General features: G+C 50.8%; 18 protein-coding genes. 15 read left to right on the top strand and 3 right to left on the bottom strand.

Annotated elements, in window-relative coordinates; translation table 11 throughout:
• Positions 1-17: 17 nt before the first annotated feature.
• From ST42_RS00260 to ST42_RS00190, 15 genes are all read left to right on the top strand, one after another.
• A complete protein-coding gene (locus ST42_RS00260; RefSeq protein WP_044071798.1) occupies positions 18-716 on the top strand; it encodes a porin family protein in 699 nt (232 codons plus the stop codon).
• Positions 717-905: 189 nt separating this feature from the next.
• Positions 906-1,175 (top strand): 30S ribosomal protein S15, encoded by a 270-nt coding sequence (gene rpsO / locus ST42_RS00255; RefSeq protein WP_042518353.1) that lies wholly within the window; start codon positions 906-908, stop codon positions 1,173-1,175.
• A gap of 283 nt (positions 1,176-1,458) precedes the next feature.
• Positions 1,459-2,598, top strand: a complete 1,140-nt coding sequence (locus ST42_RS00250) for an OmpA family protein (protein ID WP_022316092.1) — start codon at positions 1,459-1,461, stop codon at positions 2,596-2,598.
• A 592-nt stretch (positions 2,599-3,190) separates the two neighbouring features.
• The gene (locus tag ST42_RS00245) at positions 3,191-3,946 is read left to right on the top strand and encodes an FHA domain-containing protein (protein WP_022316090.1); all 756 of its coding nucleotides are present in this window, start codon (positions 3,191-3,193) and stop codon (positions 3,944-3,946) included.
• The gene (locus tag ST42_RS00240) at positions 3,946-4,953 is read left to right on the top strand and encodes a serine/threonine protein kinase (RefSeq protein ID WP_022316089.1); all 1,008 of its coding nucleotides are present in this window, start codon (positions 3,946-3,948) and stop codon (positions 4,951-4,953) included. Before ST42_RS00245 ends, ST42_RS00240 begins: the two co-directional genes overlap by 1 nt.
• On the top strand, positions 4,851-5,957 hold the full coding sequence (locus ST42_RS00235) for a PP2C family protein-serine/threonine phosphatase (RefSeq protein ID WP_197068893.1): 1,107 nt from the start codon (positions 4,851-4,853) through the stop codon (positions 5,955-5,957). Before ST42_RS00240 ends, ST42_RS00235 begins: the two co-directional genes overlap by 103 nt.
• A gap of 8 nt (positions 5,958-5,965) precedes the next feature.
• Positions 5,966-6,610, top strand: coding sequence for an FHA domain-containing protein (locus ST42_RS00230; RefSeq protein ID WP_044071796.1), 645 nt, complete (start codon positions 5,966-5,968; stop codon positions 6,608-6,610).
• 61 nt (positions 6,611-6,671) lie between these two features.
• A complete protein-coding gene (locus tag ST42_RS00225) occupies positions 6,672-8,300 on the top strand; it encodes an FHA domain-containing protein (RefSeq protein WP_022316086.1) in 1,629 nt (542 codons plus the stop codon).
• 98 nt (positions 8,301-8,398) lie between these two features.
• Positions 8,399-9,694 carry a hypothetical protein gene (locus ST42_RS00220; RefSeq protein WP_156139261.1) on the top strand — a complete coding sequence of 432 codons (1,296 nt, stop codon included), beginning with the start codon at positions 8,399-8,401 and terminating at the stop codon, positions 9,692-9,694.
• Between the two features lie 243 nt (positions 9,695-9,937).
• On the top strand, positions 9,938-11,503 hold the full coding sequence (locus tag ST42_RS13015) for a PP2C family protein-serine/threonine phosphatase (protein WP_052488161.1): 1,566 nt from the start codon (positions 9,938-9,940) through the stop codon (positions 11,501-11,503).
• 86 nt (positions 11,504-11,589) lie between these two features.
• The gene (locus ST42_RS13010; RefSeq protein ID WP_082028531.1) at positions 11,590-13,014 is read left to right on the top strand and encodes a serine/threonine protein kinase; all 1,425 of its coding nucleotides are present in this window, start codon (positions 11,590-11,592) and stop codon (positions 13,012-13,014) included.
• Positions 13,011-13,682 (top strand): BACON domain-containing protein, encoded by a 672-nt coding sequence (locus ST42_RS00205; protein ID WP_044071793.1) that lies wholly within the window; start codon positions 13,011-13,013, stop codon positions 13,680-13,682. Before ST42_RS13010 ends, ST42_RS00205 begins: the two co-directional genes overlap by 4 nt.
• 255 nt (positions 13,683-13,937) lie before the next feature.
• Positions 13,938-14,663 (top strand): tetratricopeptide repeat protein, encoded by a 726-nt coding sequence (locus ST42_RS00200; RefSeq protein ID WP_052488157.1) that lies wholly within the window; start codon positions 13,938-13,940, stop codon positions 14,661-14,663.
• A gap of 313 nt (positions 14,664-14,976) precedes the next feature.
• Positions 14,977-16,944 (top strand): heavy metal translocating P-type ATPase, encoded by a 1,968-nt coding sequence (locus ST42_RS00195; protein WP_044071792.1) that lies wholly within the window; start codon positions 14,977-14,979, stop codon positions 16,942-16,944.
• Positions 16,945-17,016: 72 nt separating this feature from the next.
• Positions 17,017-17,229 (top strand): hypothetical protein, encoded by a 213-nt coding sequence (locus ST42_RS00190; RefSeq protein WP_022315644.1) that lies wholly within the window; start codon positions 17,017-17,019, stop codon positions 17,227-17,229.
• Positions 17,230-17,434: 205 nt separating this feature from the next.
• Here ST42_RS00190 and mutL read toward each other — a convergent pair whose 3' ends face one another.
• From mutL to ST42_RS00175, 3 genes are all read right to left on the bottom strand, one after another.
• Positions 17,435-19,357, bottom strand: coding sequence for a DNA mismatch repair endonuclease MutL (gene mutL / locus ST42_RS00185; RefSeq protein ID WP_044071791.1), 1,923 nt, complete (start codon positions 19,355-19,357; stop codon positions 17,435-17,437).
• Positions 19,358-19,487: 130 nt separating this feature from the next.
• Positions 19,488-21,188, bottom strand: a complete 1,701-nt coding sequence (locus ST42_RS00180; RefSeq protein WP_044071790.1) for an OstA-like protein — start codon at positions 21,186-21,188, stop codon at positions 19,488-19,490.
• Positions 21,189-21,210: 22 nt separating this feature from the next.
• Positions 21,211-22,689, bottom strand: a complete 1,479-nt coding sequence (locus tag ST42_RS00175) for a peptidylprolyl isomerase (protein ID WP_022316685.1) — start codon at positions 22,687-22,689, stop codon at positions 21,211-21,213.
• Positions 22,690-22,910: the final 221 nt, after the last annotated feature.

The raw sequence follows: 22,910 nt of genomic DNA, 5'->3' as shown, positions 1-22,910 counted from the left end.
AAAAAAAACAAGTTACTATGAGAAGAATATTTATTACCGCCATATCATTGGTTATCGGTGTCGTGGCAACAATGGCCCAGCCAAAGGCAGGCACTTTCTCCATAATCCCAAGACTGGGTGTGGCCATAGCCAAGGTGACGGGGGACAAAGTGTACACCTCTCTCGCATCGGCATACGGCGATGCCACGCATTCGAACTACAAACCGGGACTGATGGCCGGAGTGGACTTCGAATACCAGTTCAGCGACATGCTGGCGGCATCCATAGGTGCGTACTACAGCAGACAGGGCGAAAGATTCGACGATGTGAAGGAGGCACACGACATGTCGACCAAGCAATGGAACGAAGTGAGAGACTGGAAACAACACCACGACTATGTGAATGTGCCGCTGATAGCAAGTGCATACGTGGCAGACAACCTCGCACTGAAAGTAGGCGTGCAGGTGGGATTCAACGTGGACGGAAAGATGGAATACACCGAGGCGAGCTTCGTGCGCGACCAGGCAGGCGTGGGCTCTACGGAGAGCGTGAAGAAGATAAAGGGTGACGTGAAACTGAAGAAAGTGGATTTTGCCATTCCCGTGGGCATATCATACGAATACATGAACGTGATTCTCGATGCGCGCTACAATATCGGACTGACAAAGGTCTACGACAACATAGATGGCAAGAACTCCGTATTCACGTTCAGTGCCGGATACAGATTCTCTCTGTAAAAAACGACAGGCGGCAAACGGCAGAATCCGCAAGCCATGGCGCAATACGTACGCATCAGTGACCAAAATGTAAAAGAATATTAAAATATCAAGATATTCAAGGCCTCTTGCTTTGTAAACAAAATAATATTCTTACCTTTGCACCCGCTTTATGCAAATATAAATAACAATTTTAACAAAATCAAAACAATGTATTTAGATCAAGCTAAAAAACAAGAGATCTTTGGACAGTACGGAAAGTCTAACTCTGATACTGGTTCAGCTGAGAGCCAGATAGCATTGTTCTCATACCGTATTTCCCACTTGACGGAGCACCTGAAGAAAAACCGTAAAGATCATACTACCGCAAGGTCTCTGACCAAATTGGTAGGTAAGCGTCGTGCATTGCTCGATTATCTCTACGACCGCGACATTGAGCGCTATCGTGCTATAATCAAGGCTCTCGGTCTGCGTCGATAATCATCACGCTGCTGAATGCACAAAAAAGGACTAATCCCGATCGGCAACATGCCTGTCGGGATTTTTTGTTGCCACTACATAACGTTTGCTGTCGTCGCCATAGCGCTTTATGATGAACAGAAAACACAAAAATATACATTTATATAGCATTTTTCATACTAAAAGTTATGGAATTAGAAAAAAAAGATTAACTTTGCACCATATATCACAATATTTAAAGGAGGAAACGGCAGCTTTATTCACAAAAATATAGAAATAACGAATTAGATTTATTAATACGGTTATGAAAAAGTTCTTAATTATGCTGGCTATAGCCGGCGTTTCCCTGACCTCAATGGCACAGGAAACAGAAACTACAACAGAAAAGTATAGCGTAGCAACTAACTCTTTCTGGAGTAATTGGTTCGTACAGGGTGGAGTGCAGTGGACTGCGTTCTATTCTTCACTCGAGCATGGTTTCGACACATCAAACAACCCTCTCAAGAGTTTCCGCTCTAACCCACAGGCTTCTGTAGCTATCGGTAAGTGGTTCACTCCTGGTCTCGGACTCCGCACAAAGGTGTCTGGTATCTGGGGTAAGGCAAATGGCGACAGCTTCAAATACTGGAACGCACAGGAGCAGGTGCTCTTCAACCTGAGCAACATGTTCTGCGGCTACAACCCTAAGCGTGTCTACAACTGTATTCCATTCGCTGGTGCAGGCTTTGCACGCAACATGAGTTCTGACATGTATGCAATGGGTATGAGCATCGGTTTGCTCAACGAGTTCAACATCAACAAGCGCGTTGCCATCAACCTCGAGTTGGGTTGGAACCGTCTGGAGAACGACTTCTACTCAGAGGGACACGCAAACAACGGTCCTCGCGGATGGGATTCTCACGACAACTACCTCTATGCAGAGCTCGGTCTCACTCTCAACATCGGCAAGACCGGTTGGGCTAAGGTGCCAGATGTTGACGCTATCAAGGCTCTCTCTCAGTCACAGATCGACGCTCTCAACGCTCAGCTCGCTGACTCTAAGTCAGAGAACGAACGTCTGAAGGCTATGCTGAACGAAAAGCCAAAGGAGGTTGCAATGCCTGAGTCTATCAAGCAGTTCATCACTACTCCGGTATCTGTATTCTTCAACATCGGCAAGACAGACGTTGCCAATCCTAAGGACCTCGTCAACGTTGAGGCTCTTGCTAAGTACGCCAAGACTAACAACTCTAAGATCATGGTTACAGGTTTCGCCGACAGCGCAACAGGTACTCCTCAGATCAACCAGAAGCTCTCTGTTAAGCGTGCTGAAATCGTTAAGGGCGAGCTTATCAAGATGGGTGTACCTGCTGACAACATCTCAACTCAGGCTCACGGTGGTGTAGAAACACTCTCACCAATCTCATTCAACCGTCGTGCAACAGTTCAGATCACAGAGCAGTAATCTGCTCGTCTGAAAATCATAAATTAACAGGAAGCCTTCCGTCTCATCGCAGACGGGAGGCTTCTTTCGTTTTTTATAACTACTGCCACGCCTACAACCGAAAGGGGTCTGCTCTTATGGTGCTTTTTGCATCTCCTTTACTAACGTTCATTACATGAAACATTGTGGGTACGTTTTTGGCTCTGATTATGCCCAACCGGGGAACGCTGCTTACCCAACCGGGGTAAGCAGCGTTCACAACCGGGGCAAGCAGCGTTCCCATTTCTTGAAGTTTTTGCTATCCTTGTCAAGGATCCGACCAGCCTGTTTGGAAAACAAATACCAACCATAAAAATGTCTGCCCTTATGTAGCCCTGCAATAGGTTTTCCGGAGAGCAATAAAAATAAATCTGATGCAGATTACCGAACTTTTTAAGTACGAATAATCCAAGATACGACACGTTCAATCCAAAATACATACAAACGGAACATTTACCATTTTTTTTGTATTGTTAATTTTCGTACATTTGTAGATGTGAAAAAGAAATGTGCAAGACAGTTGTACTGCACAGAAAAATTAATCTAACGAGAGTTCATTTAAAACAAATAGCTTATGTCTCAGAACAGAACAGTAATCCAAGGTCTCGAACCAGACAACGGACAGGGTGGAAACAACATGAACAGCGGACTTGGCAACAGCTTCTATTCCAGAAGCGGACGCCAGGCAGCAAGAGGCACCGTGGTGCCGGGAATGATGGGCAACGAAACACAGCAGCCAGGCAACAACGCCGGAGAACAGCCACAACAAAGACAGCGCACCATACAGCCAGGAAAACCGGTTGTAGGATTCCTGTACTCTGTTTCCAGAACAGCTGCAGGAGAGTTCTGGCCTCTGCAGATTGGCCGAAACACTATCGGACAAAGCGCAGACTGCGACATACAGCTCGCCGAAGGCACCGTGTCGGGCAACCATGCCGTAATCGTGGTGAGACAGCAGGAGGGCAAAGGCGTGATAGCTTCTATCAAAGACCCGGAATCCACCAACGGAACAAGACTCAACGGAACACAGCTCGGATTCGACGCTGAAGCCTGCCACAACGGCGACATCATAACAATAGGCAACAACTACGAACTGCTGCTCATCCTCATCGATGCAGAGAAGGCAAACCTGAGAGTGAACCCTAACTTCATCGCCGTGGCAACGGAGGAGGACAGCGACGAATTCGGTGACGTGCCGCCATTCCGCAACGGACAGACACGCACCGAAGCCTACGACCCATACGGCAACAGCGGATACAAACCTACAAATGGCACTGTAGGAATGGACGGATCTATCGATCCTAACCACGGCGGAACAATCTCCATGTGATGCAACCTAAGAAGACCGTATTAAAACGTGGTGCATACATATACCTCTTTGCCGAAGGGGTGTGGTACTGCTATAACCCGGCAGAGATGCCATTGGGCAGCGGCGCTATGGGCGACGTGTATCTTGGCTTCAGATGCGACGACGGAGTGAAGGTGGCGATAAAGAGAGTGAAAGACTATTTCGCCAACAACCCCATGATAAGGCAAAGGGCACGTCAGGAGGCTTCACTCGCCTTCAGACACCCTAACCTCGTGGAGATGCTCGGATACTGCGAATATGCCCCCGACCGCGGACCCATCTGGATTATAAGCAAATATGTGCAGGGAGACGACGCTGACAAATATGTAGCGGCATTCCCCAACACTCACAACCGCGCCGAGAAAATCTGCCGGCTGATAATGCCGGTGATGGACGCCCTGGCATACATACACCAGAAGGGAGTGGTACACCGCGACATAAAGCCGTCGAACATCATGGTGGAAAACGGCAACAACGTGCGTCTCATGGACCTGGGAATATCAAGAGTGAATGGCGGCAACAAGTTCTCGCAATACGGATTTATCGGCACACCGCAATATTCATCGCCCGAACAGATAAAGAGGGACGAGAGTTCGGGTGCCGAGAGCATTAACGGCCGCAGCGACATCTATGAGCTGGGCATCACGCTATACGAGCTGATAACCGGCAGCAACCCCATGGACAAGGGAAACGACACGGAGACGCTTGCGGCACAGATATCCGAGAAGCTGCCGCCCAGCGACAAGATACCGCCGCAGCTCATGCGGGTGATATGGAAAGCAACAGAGAAGGACCAGATGAAGAGGTTCCAGACAGTGAAAGAATTCAAGCAAGCAATAACGATGGCTCTCACCTACCAGCCTACAACGATGGAGAAGACAATGGAATGGGCAAAGCGGAACAAGGCTCTTGCCGCGATAATGGTCTTCCTCGCCATCTGCGCTATGGCAATGGTCATCGTTTTACCGTTCATCATAAATCAACAATAATGGATCTGCAGAAGATATATTCAGACAGCTCTGCCGACGTCATCGCATTTGCCGAAAGCCGCATCGGAGGAAGACGCGAAAACCAGGACTCGTTCGGATGGAACGACACGAGGCTGGGATACCTCGTCACCGTTTGCGACGGCATGGGAGGCGGACCGGGCGGAAAGACTGCATCCACGATTGCCGTGAAGGAAATCGTAGACTCCATAACGGATGCCTCGGAGAAGGACGACCCGAAGACAGTGGTTGCCGATGCCGTGAGAAGAGCCAACGACGCCATTATAGAGGCCGGCAAGCAGACGCCACAACTCAAGGGAATGGGCTCCACGGCGACGGTGCTCCTAATCGGCAAGCAGTCGGCAATCGTGGCTCATGTGGGCGACAGCCGCATATACCAGCTGAGGAGAGGAAGGAAGGTGTTCCGCACATTCGACCACTCCATGGTGTTCGAGATGGTGAAGCAGAAAGTGATAACAGAGGAGCAGGCACGCCTCTCTGCACAGTCTAACATCATAACGAGGGCTCTCGGCGCCGCCGAAACGGTGGAGGTTGAAATTGCCGAGGTGGCGTATGAGAAGGGCGACCGCTTCATGCTCTGCTCCGACGGCATACACGGCACGATGCCTGAGAAGGAACTGTTGAAGCTGGTGTCGAAAAGAAGCGTAAGCCTCGCCACCGTGACCGACGACATCGCCACCCACGTGGACAATCTGGGACACAACGCCGGAGGCGGACACGACAATCTTACGCTTGCCCTCGTAGAAACAAGAAAGTACTCTAAACTAACTCCAAAGATGACCAAAGCAGCAAGAATAATCATCGCCGTAATGCTCGTGGGACTCGCGGCAAGCATCATGACAAACGTGATGCAATATCGCACCGCCAATGCGGCAACCAAGGCAACCGCCGACAGCATTGCATTATACAAAGACTCCGTGAAGAAAAGCCAGGCCGCAGTGGCTACCCTCACCGACTCCATCAAGAAAATAACTAAAAACAAATAATTCTGACTATGAAAGTATATTCTATTGGAAGAGAGACAGGATGCGACATCGTTATCAACGACAGCACCGATGTCATAAGCCGCCGACACGCCATCCTCAACGTCACGTCGATGGGAAAGATGACGATTGTTGACCAAAGCCATAACGGCACCTATGTCAACGGCATCAGGATAGCGCCCAATGTGCCGGTGCCGGTAACACGCAAAGACAGCGTATCGTTCGCCCACGTGGCACGCCTCGACTGGAACCGAGTGCCAAAGAGCGGCGAGGCAATAAAGTATGCCATCATAGCAGTAGTGGCGCTTGCAGTCATTGCCATAGCCGGATTCGGCATCAAGGCGGCAATGGGAGGCGGCAGCTCTGCCGGAACGCAGGAGAAACCGGCTGCCGTGGCTGACACCACGAAGACCCAGAAAGACGAGGACAAGCAGAAGGAAGAGAAAGCCGAAAGCAAGGACGACAACATGAAGGACGAGCAGAAGGCTGACAAGAAACAGACAAAGAAAGACAACAAGCAACAGGCAAAAGACGACAAGCAGCAGAAGAAAAACGACTCAAAGGCTGCCGACGCCGCAAAGAAGGACAAGCAGCAGAAAAAGAACGACACTCCGAATGAAGACAACGACAAGAAGTCTGCCGGACTGAGAATCTGATGCCAGCCAACTGTCAATAGTATACATATTATTATATAATCAATAAAAAGAACGCTACACTATGAGAATATTGAAAATAGGACGCGACGCAAGTTGTGATATCGTCATACAGAGCCCGATGGTAAGCTCGGTACACGCTGAACTGACACTGCTCGACAGCGGTGACATGATGATAGAAGACAGAGGCAGCCACAACGGCACCTTCGTAATGGGACAGCAGATAAAGCCTGGCACACCGGCAAAGGTGACACGTGGCGACAAGATAACGTTCGGCAACGTGGACCTGCAGTGGAACCAGGTGCCGATGCCTGAGGACAACTCGGCATACAAGGGCATCTACGGCATCGGAAGCCATTTCAACAACGACATACAGGTGACGGGAGCCACGGTGAGCCGCTATCACGCCACAGTGAAACAGGGACGCGACGGAAAGTTCTATATCTTCGACCACAGCAAGAACGGAACGACCGTTGACGGTGTGCGCATACCGAAAGACACGCCATACCGCATCAAGAAGAAGAGCGCCGTGGTCTGCGGCGGAGTGCCGGTGAACCTCGCCACACAGTTGCCATGGCCAAGCGAGTCGTGGAAATATATCGTGGGAGCAGTTGCAGGACTGGTAGTCCTCGTCGGAGTAGGATTCGGACTGATGAAACTCATCGGTGGCGGATTCGGCGGAGGCAAGGAGTATAGCGACGAAGAGCTGTATGCACGCTACAACACTTCCATAGCCATGATAATCGGAAACAACCACCTGGAGGTGACATGCGGCGACCTCGACCTTGCTGCGTCGGCCGGAATACCGACAAAATGGGTTCCCATCAGCAGAGCCACTTCCATCTCACAGGAAGAGATAAACAGCATCAACTACAAGTCGTGGGCAAACAAGGCCGTAGTGCTCGTCACTGCAAACTACTACTTCGTGGGTGCTGAGGACATATCCGCCATACAGGAGTACATCCTCAACCGCACAAGTTTCGCCACGGGATTCTTTGTCTCGCAGGACGGACAGCTCGTCACCAATCTGCATGTAGTGAAGCCTTGGCTCTTCGACACGTCGGTAAGCGAACTTGAAATGAAGATAAAGACACAGCTCTCGGCAATGGCTACAAACAAAGAGTTCATGAACAACATACAGATGAAGTCTGCCGACGGTCTGCAGGCATACACCACCATGGTGAAGGTAACCGGCGTGAACGATGGCATCAGCATCATCCCACAGGCCAAGTATTTCTCAGTGGAGAACCTCATCCGATGCAGAGTGCTCTCTGCCGGCGACGACACGAATGTGGACGTGGCTCTCATACAGTCTGACAAGGGTGAACTGCCTCACGGCAGCACATTCATCAACCTGAAGGACTCTATGGACGTGAACGACAACGACCTCACCGTAGGCACACACATCTACACCATCGGTTTCCCATTCGGAATCAGTCTTCAGAAGACCGACTCTGAAAAAGGCATACAGGTGCTGGCACGTGGCGGAAGCATCACACAGATGCCTACAGAGTTCAGCTTCGGATTCGACGCCGCATCCTTCGGAGGTGCCAGCGGATCTCCTATCTTCAACAAGAAGGGAATGCTCGTGGGAGTGCTCAACTCCGGAGTATCGGTATCCCAGGGCTTCAACTATGGCATAAAGGCGAAATTCGTGAAGGAGCTCGTGGAGAACCCTCACGTGGTGAAATAGGCCCCTAACGGTAATTCGGCTGTTATAATACTGGCTCTGGCAGTAGACAAGTAGACAAGATACGAGTAAACAAGGAGGAAACTATAAAGATGACAAACATGAAGAAGATAATAATGTCGATAATGATGACGGCGATATGCACAATCGCATCTGCCGCCATCACACAGAAGATATACCTCAAGAACGGTTCGGTGCTCAGCGGCTTCATTGCCCATCAGGAAAAGGACGGATACATGGAGGTGAGCACCGACGAGGCAATCATCTGCATCAGCGCTTCTGACATCACGGTGAAGGAAGTGACACGAAAGGAAAGCCAGCTCGACAAGGCATGGCGCAAATGGGCAAAAGACAATGATGCGCTCATGGGCTACGGCAACGACAAGTCTTTCACTCTCTGCAACATCTCTGCCGGAGTGGATGCCAACGACTCGATAGCCAGCGAACCGGACGAACTCGACTTCGAGGAGCGTCTGGCTGAGGATGGCAAGACATTCAACAACGTGCGCATCCTGGAACGTGGCATGAAGGTAAGATTCCTGCAGCTCGCTCCCGACAGCTATATTCTGAGATGGGACGAGATAGACCGCATAGAGGGTGTGCGCAGCGCAAAGAATGCTCTCTCGGGACTCAAGCGCACTTACATGCTGAAGTCGGGCAGAACGGTAGAAGGTGAATATGCCGGTGAATCATTCGAGACGGTAAGCGTGTTCAAAAGCGACGGTACGGTGGAAACAATGCCCTTCGGCGACATCAAGACACTGAAGATTTCTGCCGTCAACCCCAACCAGGACATCTCCGAACAGAGTCCGCTGCGCGATGTGGTGACACTGACCAACAACCGCACGAGACGCGGAATCATCGTGGAGCAGTATAACGGAGGACCGGCAAGCGCCAACTACATCAAGATGCGCAACTCGAATGGTGTGGAAGAGAAGATCATGACCAGCAACATCGAGTCTATCGGCAAGGAGAAGAACACGGCTTACAATCCTCTGTTCGACATCCTCCTGAAGCCGGGCGAAGTGATGGTCAACAGAGAAAAGGCTGAATTCGTGAAGGTCACGGAGAAGGACGATGTCCTCATTCTCGACTCGATACCGGAAAAAGTCGTCAGACTGAAGTCTAAAAGTGGCATGGCGAAATTCGACGTGGAATACAACGGTGACGTGAAAGCCGAAATGTTCCAGGTGGTGACGCTGACAAAGAAAACCGTCAAGAAGGTTGATGTATACAGCTTCACCTACAAAGACCTCGCACGCTCCACATTCCAGCCCAAGAAAGAAGAAACAAGCATGAACGGCACGAAGAAAGTGACATTCAGCGTTCCTGCAAATGCTGTCTTCGCCATATACTATTCCGCTTCAAACCGAGCCATACCTATCAAAACTGAATAACAGACATATCCCGGCGGCAATAAATGACTCTATTGTCCGTAATGGATACTGAGTGAGAAGCGAACAGTAACCAGTGCCTATAGCCGTATGTCGCCCCAAAGGCGGCATCCGGCTAATGCTGGTTAAAAAGAACTCTCCATTAAACGGTTTGATGACCGTTGAGGTAAAAAGGTCTGATGACCACTTTGGGGCAATGCTCCGACAACTAAAGTAACGAAGAAAAAAGCTAAAAACAAAGAACCGATGTTCCCTATATTCTCCAAGACAATCACCCTACACGGAGCTGCCAACTCCATGCAGGGCGGACGAAAAGAAAACCAAGACGACCTGGGATTCATAGACACGCCGCTTGGCTTCCTCTTCGTGGTCTGCGACGGAATGGGTGGCGGACCGGGAGGCAAGACCGCCTCTGCGATAGCCAAACAGGAGATTGCCAGACATCTGAACTCCTGCAATCAGCTGACGCCACGCAAACAGGCTCTGCGCATCGCCGTGGCAAAAGCCAACGATGCCCTCAACGCCGCAATGGCAGCCAACAAGGAACTGCGCGGCATGGGAACCACAGTGGTGGCGATACTCATCAACAGTGAATCTGCTATAGTATGCCACGCCGGCGACAGCCGCTGCTACAGGATGCACGGCAGACTGATGCTCTTCCGCACGCAAGACCATTCGCTCGTGGGAGAACTGGTGAGAAAGAAGGTGATGACGGAAGAGGAGGCTCGCGTCTCTCCCCAATCCAACGTGATATCCAAAAGTCTCGGAAGCAAGACCGACCACAACCCTGATATCGAAGAGATGGGCTATCGCAAGGGCGACCGGTTCATCCTCTGCACTGATGGCGTGTGGGGAAGCATGCCGCACAAGAAGCTGCTGAAATTCTTCGCCGCCAAGGGACAGACAGCAAATGTGGTGGGAAGCATATCGAGCGAAGTGGACAGACTGGGATTCGCCAAGGGCGGACACCACGACAACCACACCATCGCAATAATAGAGATGGACTGCAACTCCAAGCTCCACGACAAGTGGTATAAGATGATGCTGACAGCAATCTGCGGCATTGCTGCCCTGGCGGCCTTCATCATCGGAATATGCCTCTACAGCGGCAGTGCCGGCAATGACACGGCAAGCATCGGCAACACGCCACAGGAATCCGGAAAAGCTCTTCACATCGGCAACGGACCGGCTGCTACACCTTCCCAGACGGATGGCAAAATCACGGAAAACCTATCGGACAAGAATCTCCTGAAGGATGTCAACGACACCACAAAGAAGAAGGACGAAGCCGCTGACGGAGACAACAAGGGAAATGCCTCTACAGCGGACAACAAGAAGGCAGATGCCGACAAGAAGGCTGATACAGAAAGAAAAGCTAACGTCGACAAGAATGCCGACTCCGGCAAGCATCCTGCTGCCGACAAGAATGGCAGCAAGGATAACAAGGATGCCGGAAAGGGAAAGAAGACCGTTGCCTATGGCGACCCTGCCAAATTCAAGACATCTGTCAACCAGGCCCTGACGGCACTCGACAACATGTTGGGATATCACAATGGCAATGAGAAAAAGACCAAGGAGCAGAAGGGACTTCATGCCGACAAGGTGATAAAGGCAATTCAGAACATAAAGGCTCTATGCGGCAAACAACGGGAACCGGAGGTTAACGGCGTTCTCGCCTATGCCAAGAAGAACAAGACCGCGATGGCTGAAGTGTCGAAGGGCAGCAAGTCATACGGATCGAGCCCTAAAGCCCAGGGCATAATAAAAAAGATAAAGGAGAAATTGGAGAAGATAAAGAATAACACGAAATAAAAGCGGCGGCAGGTTAACGCAACGCCTTGCCGACGACAGGAACAGATAATCAACAGAACATTAATAAAGAAACAAAACATAGGATTATGGCAATAATAAAACTTCAAGGTGAAGCTGAAAAGCGAAACCACATTTGTTATCAGTTTAATTCTGAAGAACCGCCTATCGGTGAAGGCGGAATGGGAAAAGTATTCAAGGGAGTCTGCGTCGACGAGCGTACGGGAGTGTCACGCCCAGTAGCCATCAAATTCATGTTCGACGACCTGCCGGCAAATGCCTACGAGAGAGCAAGGCGTGAGGCTGAGATACAGCTGCGCAACGACAACCTCGTGGAGATGCTCGGATTCATAGAGATTAGCGACCGCAACAACGTGGGCGAGGTGGTGACACACTATCATGTGGTCAGCGAACTGCTCACCGGAGTGTCGCTGTCGGATATCCTGAACGGCAAGACACAGGACAGAAACGGACAGGACGTGCCGTTCGCCGTGAAACTGCTCACCGACTACAAGAAGGACCCGGAGCGCTTTGCCAAAGTAGTGGTCATGAACGTGTTGTCGGGACTCATGGCGCTGCATGATGCCGGATATATACACCGCGACATCGACCCTTCGAACATCATGGTGACAACCGACGGACATATCAAGCTCATCGACTTCGGTATCGCCAAGCAGATGAATACGCTGACGACAAGCGACAAGCAGCTCACCGTTGCCGGCAAGTTCATGGGGAAACCGGAATATGCCGCTCCTGAGCTGGCTCTCGGCGACATCAGCCACCAGAATCAGACAACTGACATTTATGCCGTCGGCATACTTCTGTATCAGTGTATCGTGGGACACACACCTTTCGAGGGAGCGCGCCACGAAATACTGCACAAGCAGCTGAAGGAGAAACTGCCGCTGGGCAAGATAAAGGACAAGACACTGAAGAAAATCATTGAGACGGCATGTCAGAAAAACCAGTCGCAGCGCTTCCAGACCTGCGCCCAGATGCGTGTCGCCCTGGAATCCGGCGAAGTGGCTGGCGGCGGAGCTTCAAAGAAGACAATGGTCATCATCGCCGCTGCCGTGGCTGCATTGCTCATCATCGGTGGTGCATTCGCCATCCACACCAACCAGAAGCAGCAGGAGGTGGAGCAGCAGCAGGTTGCCATGGTTCAGAAGCAGAAAGCAGAGCAGAAGACCAAAGCTATCGACGACAAGATAACGGCTGCCGACATGCTGGCGCTGAAAGGTCAGGACCGGTCTAAAGACGACTACGAAAAGAAGCTCATGGAGGCATATACTTCATACAAGCAACTGGCTGACATGATAGGCAGCGACAGCGACCTGCAGGCAAAGGCTACTGAAGTGCAGACCAAGATGGGCAACGTGGCAAAGGAACTGAAATCCGCCTGCCAGGAACTGTCGAAACAGATTAAGTTGGTGGAAGGCACTGAATATGAGAGCAAATACAGAGAGAGAGTTAATAGATTGAATGACTTCATAAACCAAAATAAGATACAATGAAAAAGATAATCAGACTATGTCTCTGTCTGGCAATGCTTTTCATTGCCATAGGAGCACATGCGCAGACTGCTGCTGACGGAATTTACAGCAAGGGAATGGCACTGAAGAAACAACGCACCAAGACTTCGCTTACACAGGCTATAGCAAATTTCAGAAAAGCCAAAGGACTTTACGCCACCGAGGCTGGAAAGGACAAATGCGACGCACAGATTGGCGCATGCAACTATCTCTTGAAAAGGATTAACAAGCCGAAACCAAAACCGAAACCTATAACGAAGAATGATGCCCAAAAAACTGTCGTTGAAGAGGTTGCACAGGTTGACAAGCACAAGAACGTGGAGATAAGTCTCTCTGAGGACTACCTTGACTTCAAGTCAAGGATGGAAGGCGGAGCACAGTCTGTCACCGTGACCTGCAACTACGACGACTGGTATATCGAAGACCAACCCCAATGGGTGAAGGCAAGCAAGGCTGGCAATGACAAGATATACGTGGAAGTGGAAGACAACTTAGGCAAAGAGAAGCGCAGCGGTGTGGTTTCCATCAAGTGTGGCGACGTGGATGTCGATCTTGTCATCAACCAGAAGAAGGCCGACATCACACGCAAAGTGAAAGAGGGTGCCGTAAAGGTGTGGAAGAGCCTTTTCGGCGGCAAGAAAGACAAATAATAGAGACACTTATATAGCACCTGTATTTTCCCCCTTGCCGTGGGGAACACATCCCCCTAATGTGGGGTTTTGTTCCCCACGCCAGGGGGATTTTTTCGACCAATGCCTATCGCTATCCCAAATCGGTCATCAGGAGGTTTGGTATTGTACGCCTGATAACCGTTTGTGGGTTCAATACAGGGCTATATTTTGCCGTTACGCGTTTTTTTATTATTTTTGCGCCAGTAATAAAACCTATCAAAAATCCAGACGACAATGAAAAAGACATTCTTGACAATACTCCTGTCCGCAGCCTTGGCAATGGGTGCAACGGCACAGAACTCCAAGGAATTCAAAAACGCAATGGCAGATGCTATGGCTGGCAACGTGGAAGCCCAATGCTATGTGGGCACCTGCTATATGAATGGCAACGGTGTGGACGAAGACCCTGCCGAAGCCATGAAATGGTTCAGAATGGCATCCGACAAGGGTGACGCCCTGTCGCAGTTCTTACTCGGTTCTCTATATTTCAAGGGAATCGGAGTGGAGCAGAACTACAAGGAGGCTGCACGCTGGTTCCGCAAGTCTGCCACCCAGGGTAACGTTGACTCCCAGTACCAGCTTGCCGTCTGCTATGTTGAAGGCATAGGAGTGGGCAAAGACATGAAAGAGGCTACCCACTGGTATGAGCAGGCAGCAAATCAGGGCGACATACAGGCTATCTACGAGCTCGGCGGATGTTATCTGAATGGTGAAGGTGTGGCACAAGACAAGGAGAAAGGCGTCAGCATGATACGCACGGCAGCAGAAAAAGGTCTTGCCCAGGCACAACGCAGTCTCGGCATCTGCTATCTCAACGGTGATGGAGTGAAAGAAGACAAGGCGCAGGCTAAGGAATGGCTGAAGAAAGCCGAAGCTCAAGGCGACACCATTGCATCCGGCATCTGTCAGGATAACGGTTTCACCATCATCATGCCGGGAGGCAAGAAACAGGACAACTGACGATATTCGAATAACAGGATGGTTAAAGGCGGTATTTGTATGATTTTATGCAAAAGCCGTTAAAGGTCATTAATTTATGGGACTATCAGGTTCTTATTCTTATGGAAATGCTTAAGTTTGCAACTTTCAAAAAGGCAAAGAAAGGTGTGCAAAATCAAGCATTTCTTTCTGAATATTTGATTTTTCCATATTTGCAAATAGGTTGCAAAAGATTATTTTGACTTTTGCAACCAAGATTGTCGTATGCCTACCCATCAGTAATGACTTAGGGTCGCATACATATATTTATAACAGGTAAATAAGAAAAAAGACAATGAAGAAAACAATACCAGTGATTGGCATGGCATGCTCAGTGTGTGCTGCCAATGTGGAGCGCAAGCTCAACTCCCTTGAGGGTATAACTTCCGCCACCGTTTCCTTGGCAGGACGCACCGCCCTTGTCGATTATGACCCGGAGAAGATTACCCTCGAAGATATGAAGCGTGAGATTTCCAATGCTGGCTACGACCTCGTCATCGAGGCAGACCGTAGTGCTGAGGAAATCAATCGCCGTGAATTTACTCTCTTGAAGCGCAAGACCCTTCTGTCCTGGTTCTTCGCCATTCTCGTGATGGCGTTCTCCATGGGCTGGGTTTCGACCGGTATGGAGAACACCGTCTCTATGGGCAATGGCATGATGAGGGATAGCCACGCCTCGGCTTTCAACAACCAGATTTCCTTGATTCTCGCCCTCTTGAACATGTTGTATTGCGGTCGGATGTTCTATGTCTCGGCATGGAAGCAACTCAGGCATCGAACCGCCAACATGGATTCTCTCGTGGCTCTGAGCACTCTCATCACCTTTCTCTTCAGTGCCTTCAACACCTTCTTCGGAGAAATGGTATGGGGCGCAAGGGGCATCGAATGGCATGTCTACTTCGATGCCTCGGTGATGATCATCACCTTCGTTCTGACAGGAAGATGCCTGGAAGAGAAGGCGAAGGATGGCACGGCGGCAAGCATCAAACAGTTGATGGGCTTGCAACCGAAGACCGCCCGACTGGTCGCCGACGGGCAGTTGGAGGAGGTGCCAATCTCCACTATCCAACGTGGTGATGTCATCGAAGTGCGTGCAGGGGAAAAGATTCCTGTGGATGGCGTGGTAACCCAAGCCGAGAGCTTTATGACAGCTGATGCGGCATACGTGGACGAGGCGATGATTACAGGCGAACCTACCCCTGTGGCAAAGCGGGTGGGCGATGAGGTATTGTCAGGAACGATCCCGAGCCAAGGCAAGCTCCGCATGAGAGCAAGACAAATAGGTGAGAACACCACCCTGGCACATATCATCAGGATGGTGCAGGAAGCACAGGGGAGCAAGGCTCCCGTACAGCGCATCGTGGATAAGGCGGCATTGGTGTTTGTGCCGGTGGTGGCAGGCATCGCCTTGATTACTTTTTTGGCATGGTGGATAATCGGTGGCAATGCCTGTCTGCCTCAGGCTATCATGAGTGGCGTGGCGGTATTGGTCATCGCCTGTCCTTGTGCCATGGGTTTGGCAACGCCTACTGCCTTGATGGTGGGAATAGGAAAGGCGGCACAGAAGCAAATCCTCATCAAGGATGCCGCCGCCTTAGAAAATATCCGTAAGGTGGATGCCCTAGTCATCGACAAGACGGGCACGCTCACCATTCCTAACCAGAATGTAGACTTCACGAAAGGGGACGGACTGGATGACCTTGAGTCTCGCGAAACCCTCAAGCCTCATGCTTCCGAGGCAATGAAACTGTTGGAAAAGGAAGGCATCGAGGTGTATATGATGAGTGGTGACCGGGAAGAGGCGGCTCGCTATTGGGCAAACAAGGCTGGCATCAAGCATTATCAGAGCAAGGTGAAGTCTGACGACAAGCAGGCCATGGTCAAGAAACTCCAAGCGGAGGGCAAGCATGTGATGATGATAGGCGACGGCATCAACGACACCCAGGCATTGGCTCTTGCCGATGTCAGTATGGCGATAGGCAAGGGAACGGATGTGGCGATGGATGTGGCACAGGTTACGCTGATGGACGATGATCTGATGGCGATACCTGATGCCGTGAAACTAAGCAGGAAGACGGTGGGCATGATTTGGCAGAACCTCTTCTGGGCATTCATCTACAATCTCATCTGCATCCCTCTGGCGGCAGGTGTCCTGCATCTCTTCGGCATCGACTTCCAGATTACACCGATGTGGGCAAGTGCCCTGATGGCATGTTCAAGCGTGAGTGTCGTTCTCAACTCTTTGCGATTGCGCTTCGCTTAAAGGTAATAGGGTAAAAAAAGTAACAAACATCCGAAACCAAGATTTAAGTCTCGGATAAAAGGAGATATATTTATGTATTCAAGATATATATTGCTCAGTGCCTTGTTGGTTATTGGTGCTGAGACTTATGCAAAAAACAATAAGACAGAGGTTGCGTCTCTGTTATCATATAATGATTCTGAAGGAAACGCCCCAGCTGATTCCTCCTATCAGGATTCCATCTTCAAGGACCAGACCTTGCAAGAGGTGAAGGCGGTGGCACGCAAGCCGGGAACTGTGACTTGATGTAAAATCAGACAACCCCATAATAAACAAATTGCCCAAGATGACAACTCAAATGTTCATCTTGGGCAATTTGTTTATATGGTCAATTGAAGGTTGTATGACTTATAATACAACAAACCCATCATCATAAACCGGCAATATTGGGAACCAGTTCATACAAACTGATTTGGATTTAAATCAAAATCAGCCTAATGAACGATTTGGGTTAAAACAGATGGTCGATTTCTCCCTGCGAGAGGATGGCGATAATGGTCTTGCCGTCGGGGGCATAGTTCACGTTGGTGGATGCGAAGAGTTCGTTCACAAGGTTCTCCATCTCCTTAGAGTCGAGCACCTGTCCGTATGGTATCGCCGCATTGCGTGCCAATCCGAGGGCTACGGCATGCTTTATCTCTTCGGCTGCCGACACGGTATCTTCTGCCGCAAGAGCCACGATATCGCTGACGAGAGCCGGAGGGTTCAAGCCTTCGAGTCCTGCCGGCATACCGCCGATGGCATAGCTGCCGCCACCGAGATCGCTGAAGTCGAAGCCCAGCAGCGTCATATCTTCCTGTATGCTCTGGAACACAACGTTGTCTGACGGACCGAACTGCACCATCTCCGGAAAGAGGAGCTTCTGCGAATGCCCTGCCTTGTCGGTTATCTGCTGCATATATCCATCATAGAGCACTCGGATATGTGCCCTGTGCTGGTCGATTATCATCAGTCCCGACTTCACTGCCGTCATGATATAACGGCCCTTATACTGATAGTGCGACGGCGACTTCTCTTCTATCGGCATTTTGGCATTGAGGGCAGAAGACACCGGTTGCCCTTCCCCACCCTCTTGCAGTTCGCCACCGCCATTCTGTAGTTCAAAATCATGAAACAGCGGCTGAGTCTCGCCGGCATCCGTTCCACCGAAAGAAACGGTCTCACCTCCCGGCAGAGAATCATCTTGGATATCGCCGGCTCCCTCATAGAGCTGCTCCCAGTTCTCGGGTATTGCCGGCTGACGGGAGTTGCTGCTGAATGGATTATACGAAGGATTGTAGTCCACCTTCGGCATCTGGAAATCCTGCATTTCCCCTGTCTGATGAAACATCGGGATGTCGGGTTTCCCCTCGGTGTCGAAATCTATCGACGGCACATCGTTGAAGCGTCCCAGCGAGTCCTTCACGGCAGCCATCAATATCTGCCATATCGTCTGCTCGTTCTCGAATTTTATCTCTGTCTTAGTGGGGTGTATATTCACGTCGATATCTTCTGCCGGCACATCGAAATATATGAAATACGGCACCTGCTCTCCCTGCGGAATGAGTCTCTCGAAAGGTGTCAGCACCGCCTTGTTGAAATAGGGATGCTTCATATACCTGCCGTTGACGAAGAAATACTGATGGGCATTCTTCTTTTTCGACGACTCCGGTTTTCCCACAAAACCATGGATACGGCACACCGTGGTGTCAACGCCTACAGGCAGCAGGCTTTGGTTTAGACGCTTGCCGAAGACTTCGATGATGCGCTGACGGAAACTGTCGCCATGCGGACGCAGGTTCAGCACCTCGGTACCGTTGCTCGTAAACGTGAAGTGGATATGCGGGTATACGAGCACGATGCGCTCGAAGGCAGCCATGATATTGTTCAGTTCCGTGGTATTCGACTTGAGGAACTTCCGCCTTGCCGGCACGTTGAAGAAGAGGTTCTGTATCAGGAAATTGCTTCCCTCCTGACAGGCGATAGGCTCCTGGTTGAGCACCTTGCATCCTGAAATAGACAGCAACGTGCCCACCTCGTCGCCCTTCTGACGGGTCTTCAGTTCCACCTGTGCCACGGCAGCTATCGACGCCAGTGCCTCGCCACGGAATCCCATGGTGTGTAGAGAGAAGAGGTCGTCGGCCTGTCTTATCTTCGATGTGGCATGGCGCTCAAAGGCGAGACGCGCATCGGTGTCAGACATTCCCTTTCCGTCGTCGATCACCTGGATGGATGTCTTTCCCGCATCCACCACAAGCACGTCGATGCGGCTGGCTCCGGCGTCAACGGCGTTCTCCACCAGTTCCTTGATGACAGACGCGGGGCGCTGTATCACCTCACCGGCTGCTATCTGGTTGGCCACGGAATCGGGCAGCAGTTGTATTATATCGCTCATATATTATCTGTAATCTTTTATCTGTATCAGCCCCAGTCTGGGTGCTGCTTGAATTAAATCCGGCGGGGGACTTTGCTGCTGTACATCGCCCCTCCCCCGGACAGTCTGCCGGGAACAGTCACCGGCAACATCAGTTCTCCGGCTTGTTCTCCGTAGCCGCCACGCTTTTCAGTTCGCCACCCTCAATATGCTGCAGTGGAGCGGCATGGCGGGTGATGTTCTTCAGCTGTGTACCGTCTTTCTTTCCGCGCCATTCATAGATGTCGTCTTTGTTTATCGGACGGATATAGTCGAACCATGTGAATCCGTCGAGCTTGTATCGCTCCGGCGGAATCTGCGTCATGGGATACCACGTGCCGTCGGTCTTCGATGTCCATATCTTCTGCAACTGTCTGTCGCGCATGAACATCTTCATCGTGTCAGTCTCGATATACACCAGTCCCATGAGCGTTGAGTCTTTGTCGTCAACGGGATAGTATATCGACCTGACATTGCCTATCGCCTCGGTCTGCGTTATCTGTCCCTTGGTGAAATAAGCGAACATCTCCTTCGACGACAGCTGCTGGTAGTGATCCTTGTCTGGCATCAGCTCGGCAGTGAGTGCCTGGTTGATGATATGCGCACGGTCGATGGTGGAGTCTTTCATGAACACCTGTATCTCCTCGCCGAGCAACTGTCTGTCGCCGCTCCATGCTATAGGGTCGCGATACATCGTCATGCAGGAGTCTTTGGTGTTGTAGACGAGGGAGTCGCACACCGCCTGCACATCATTGCGGAAGGCTCTCACCTTGTTGTAGCAATGCGCCGTGCGATACACGGAGTCGGTGTTCAGATGATATGTTATCACCTTTATGGTGTCGGAATGCACGAAGAGTGTGTCCTTCTGCGAATATTCCATCATCACGGGATTCTCCGTAGCGAAGGCGAAACCGTTTTTCTCGTTATACCACAGATAGTTGCAGTGGAGTTCGTTTTTCTTCTGCGTGTCTTTGTATATCACGTTGCGATATCCCTGGCTTATGCCTCGCTTCTCGTCGTAGAAGAGGCTGTCGCCGGTTATCTCCTTGCCTTTGTTCGACATGGTAGACCTGCCGTAGAGCCGTGCCCTCCCGGTGTTGGTGTTGTAATATCCGTCTGAAGTGTGTATCACGCTCTCCTTGCTGCGTATCACGGATGGTCCCACGATATTGGCGAGCGATGTGCGGGTGTCGTAGTGCAGGGTGTCGGTGGTGAGGGTGAACTTCGGGTTGCGCAGGTTCACGTTGTAGTTGAACACCGCCTTGCGTGTCTCGGTGTCGTATTCTCCCCAGTCGCTCACGAGCACGTTGTTTCTGTCCACCATCTTTCCTCCCTCGAAGAAATATCCGATATTGTAGAGACGGTCGTAGTTGAGACTGTCGGTATACAGTTTCGTTCCGCGATGGCGTAGCAACACGTTGTGTCGAGCCTCTGCCATCTGGTTGTCGCCGTCGTAGAAGGCATAGTCGCTGGTGAGCGAGAGGGTGTCGCCCTGTCGCATCTTCACATGTCCGAAGGCTTTGAAGGAGTTTGACTCCTGATAGAAATAGGCACTGTCGCAGGTGAGCAACGCTCCTTTGTGAAGAAACGCCACATTGCCGTTGAGAATCTGTGCCCCGGCATGTTCGCCATATTGGTTGAAGCGCAGCATGTCGGCATGTTTCAGATACACACGCTCGTCGGTCTTGGGGCGATGGCGGCCTTTGGCTACCTTTCGCGACTGTGCCACGCAAAGTCCAAACAGGCATAGAACAACAGCCAACTGTATTCTATGCCCGCTCAGATATCTTGATATCTTGTTTATTGTATTCATCTAATATCTTGATGATGCTTCGTTATTTCACCCAACCTTTATATTCGAAATTGCAGTTGCGGTATGCTTCGTCGATGTGGATGTATGTGGTCTTGATCTTCTTCTGTATCCACTCCTTCAGGTAGTCTGCCTTGCGGCGTGCCATCACGATGTCTCTCATAGCCTGGAAGTCTTCGGTAATGGTAGCACGGTGAGCGTCAACACGATTCACGAGCTTGGCTATGACGCAGACTGTCTTTCCCTTGGAGTTGACCATCTGGAATGACTTGGAAATCTGTCCCACCTTCATGGTGTCTACCACTGCCGCCACCTCTCTCGGCAGGTCGCGCATGCGGAACTTGCTGGTGTAACCGTCTTCCGACTGGTTTGCCATCAGTCCGTTGTTGTTCTTCGTGTCTTTGTCGTCAGAGAGATATGAGGCTGCTGCTTCGAAAGTGAACTTGTTGGCACGGATGTCGTTGGCGATGGAGTCGAGACGGTTCTCGGCATGGGTGATTGCCTCCTGGCTCACCTTCGGGATGCGCAGGATGTGGCGTACCTTGATTTTGTCGCCTCTCTTGTCGATGAGCTGGATGATATGGTATCCGAACTCCGACTCCACGATCTTTGATATCTTCTTAGGATCGGTGAGGTTGAACGCCACTGTGGCAAACGCCGGGTCGAGCATTCCGCGGCCTACATAGTCATCGAATTCTCCTCCCTGACGAGCCGTTCCGGGGTCCTCAGAATAGAGTCTGGCGAGGGCGGCGAAGGATGTCTCGCCACGGGTCACACGGTCGGTATAGTCGCGCAGGTCGTTCTTTATCTTGTTTATCTCGTCTGGCGAAACCTTAGGTGCCTGGGTGATAATCTCCACTTCCACCTCGGTAGGAATCAGCGGCAGACTGTCTTCTGGCATATTCTCGAAATAGCGGCGCACGTCGGCAGGCGATGCCTGGATGTCCTCAACGAGTTTGCTTCGCATGCGCTCAATGAGCTGGTGGTTCTTGAAGTCGTCGTGCAGGCTCTCTTTCATCTGCTTCACGGTCATCTTCTTCCACTCCTCGAGTTTCTCGCGGCTGCCGGCATTGCTTATCCAGTAGTTTATCTGCTGGTCTACGCTTTTCGTCACCTCTGCCTCTGACACCTCGATACTGTCGAGGGCTGCCTGATGCAGAAAGAGTTTCTGCACTGCGAGCTGTTCCGGGATGACGCAGTCGGGATCGCCGTTCCACTTCATTCCTTCCATCTCGCCCTGCAGACGCATGGCCTCGACGTCAGACTTGAGGATTGCCTCGTCGCCTACCACCCACACCACTTGGTCTATGATGCTCCGTTCGTTGGCGGGTCTGTCGTCGCTGTGTTTCTTGTCAGCACCGGCTTTGCCGGCATTTGCCGAGTCGGCGGCTGTCACATCGTCGTTGGCAGGGGTTGCCAGATAGCGGCTTGCCGCACCGTTTGCCACGAGCAGCACTCCTGTGAGTGCAAGGGCGAGGAATGTCTTCTTTAATCCGTATCTCATTTACTTTCTGTCGTTAATATAAAAACTAATACTCTTGTGTTAAACCCCATACGGCAATCAGAGCGTTTAATGCAGCATTATATTACCGCTTTCTGTCTTTTGTCTTTATCAAGTGTCATTTATCTGTTTTCAATCCACAACAACTCGCCATTGCGAATCAAGAGTCAAACGAAATCCACTCTTCTAAAGAGCCAAAATCCAAGTAAGCCCTAATGACCGAT

The organism is Prevotella pectinovora (assembly GCF_000834015.1).
GTDB lineage: Bacteria > Bacteroidota > Bacteroidia > Bacteroidales > Bacteroidaceae > Prevotella > Prevotella pectinovora.
This window is presented reverse-complemented; position numbering and strand designations above follow the sequence as displayed.

Excerpts from the sequence above, each read along its gene's own strand:
- ST42_RS13015 (WP_052488161.1), top strand. The coding sequence starts at position 9,938 with ATGTTCCCTATATTCTCCAAGACAATCACCCTACACGGAGCTGCCAAC.
- ST42_RS13010 (WP_082028531.1), top strand. The coding sequence starts at position 11,590 with ATGGCAATAATAAAACTTCAAGGTGAAGCTGAAAAGCGAAACCACATT.
- ST42_RS00245 (WP_022316090.1), top strand. The coding sequence starts at position 3,191 with ATGTCTCAGAACAGAACAGTAATCCAAGGTCTCGAACCAGACAACGGA.
- mutL (WP_044071791.1), bottom strand. The coding sequence starts at position 19,357 with ATGAGCGATATAATACAACTGCTGCCCGATTCCGTGGCCAACCAGATA.
- ST42_RS00225 (WP_022316086.1), top strand. The coding sequence starts at position 6,672 with ATGAGAATATTGAAAATAGGACGCGACGCAAGTTGTGATATCGTCATA.
- rpsO (WP_042518353.1), top strand. The coding sequence starts at position 906 with ATGTATTTAGATCAAGCTAAAAAACAAGAGATCTTTGGACAGTACGGA.
- ST42_RS00190 (WP_022315644.1), top strand. The coding sequence starts at position 17,017 with ATGTATTCAAGATATATATTGCTCAGTGCCTTGTTGGTTATTGGTGCT.
- ST42_RS00180 (WP_044071790.1), bottom strand. The coding sequence starts at position 21,188 with ATGAATACAATAAACAAGATATCAAGATATCTGAGCGGGCATAGAATA.
- ST42_RS00260 (WP_044071798.1), top strand. The coding sequence starts at position 18 with ATGAGAAGAATATTTATTACCGCCATATCATTGGTTATCGGTGTCGTG.
- ST42_RS00205 (WP_044071793.1), top strand. The coding sequence starts at position 13,011 with ATGAAAAAGATAATCAGACTATGTCTCTGTCTGGCAATGCTTTTCATT.
- ST42_RS00240 (WP_022316089.1), top strand. The coding sequence starts at position 3,946 with ATGCAACCTAAGAAGACCGTATTAAAACGTGGTGCATACATATACCTC.
- ST42_RS00235 (WP_197068893.1), top strand. The coding sequence starts at position 4,851 with ATGGGCAAAGCGGAACAAGGCTCTTGCCGCGATAATGGTCTTCCTCGC.
- ST42_RS00175 (WP_022316685.1), bottom strand. The coding sequence starts at position 22,689 with ATGAGATACGGATTAAAGAAGACATTCCTCGCCCTTGCACTCACAGGA.
- ST42_RS00250 (WP_022316092.1), top strand. The coding sequence starts at position 1,459 with ATGAAAAAGTTCTTAATTATGCTGGCTATAGCCGGCGTTTCCCTGACC.
- ST42_RS00220 (WP_156139261.1), top strand. The coding sequence starts at position 8,399 with ATGAAGAAGATAATAATGTCGATAATGATGACGGCGATATGCACAATC.
- ST42_RS00195 (WP_044071792.1), top strand. The coding sequence starts at position 14,977 with ATGAAGAAAACAATACCAGTGATTGGCATGGCATGCTCAGTGTGTGCT.
- ST42_RS00200 (WP_052488157.1), top strand. The coding sequence starts at position 13,938 with ATGAAAAAGACATTCTTGACAATACTCCTGTCCGCAGCCTTGGCAATG.
- ST42_RS00230 (WP_044071796.1), top strand. The coding sequence starts at position 5,966 with ATGAAAGTATATTCTATTGGAAGAGAGACAGGATGCGACATCGTTATC.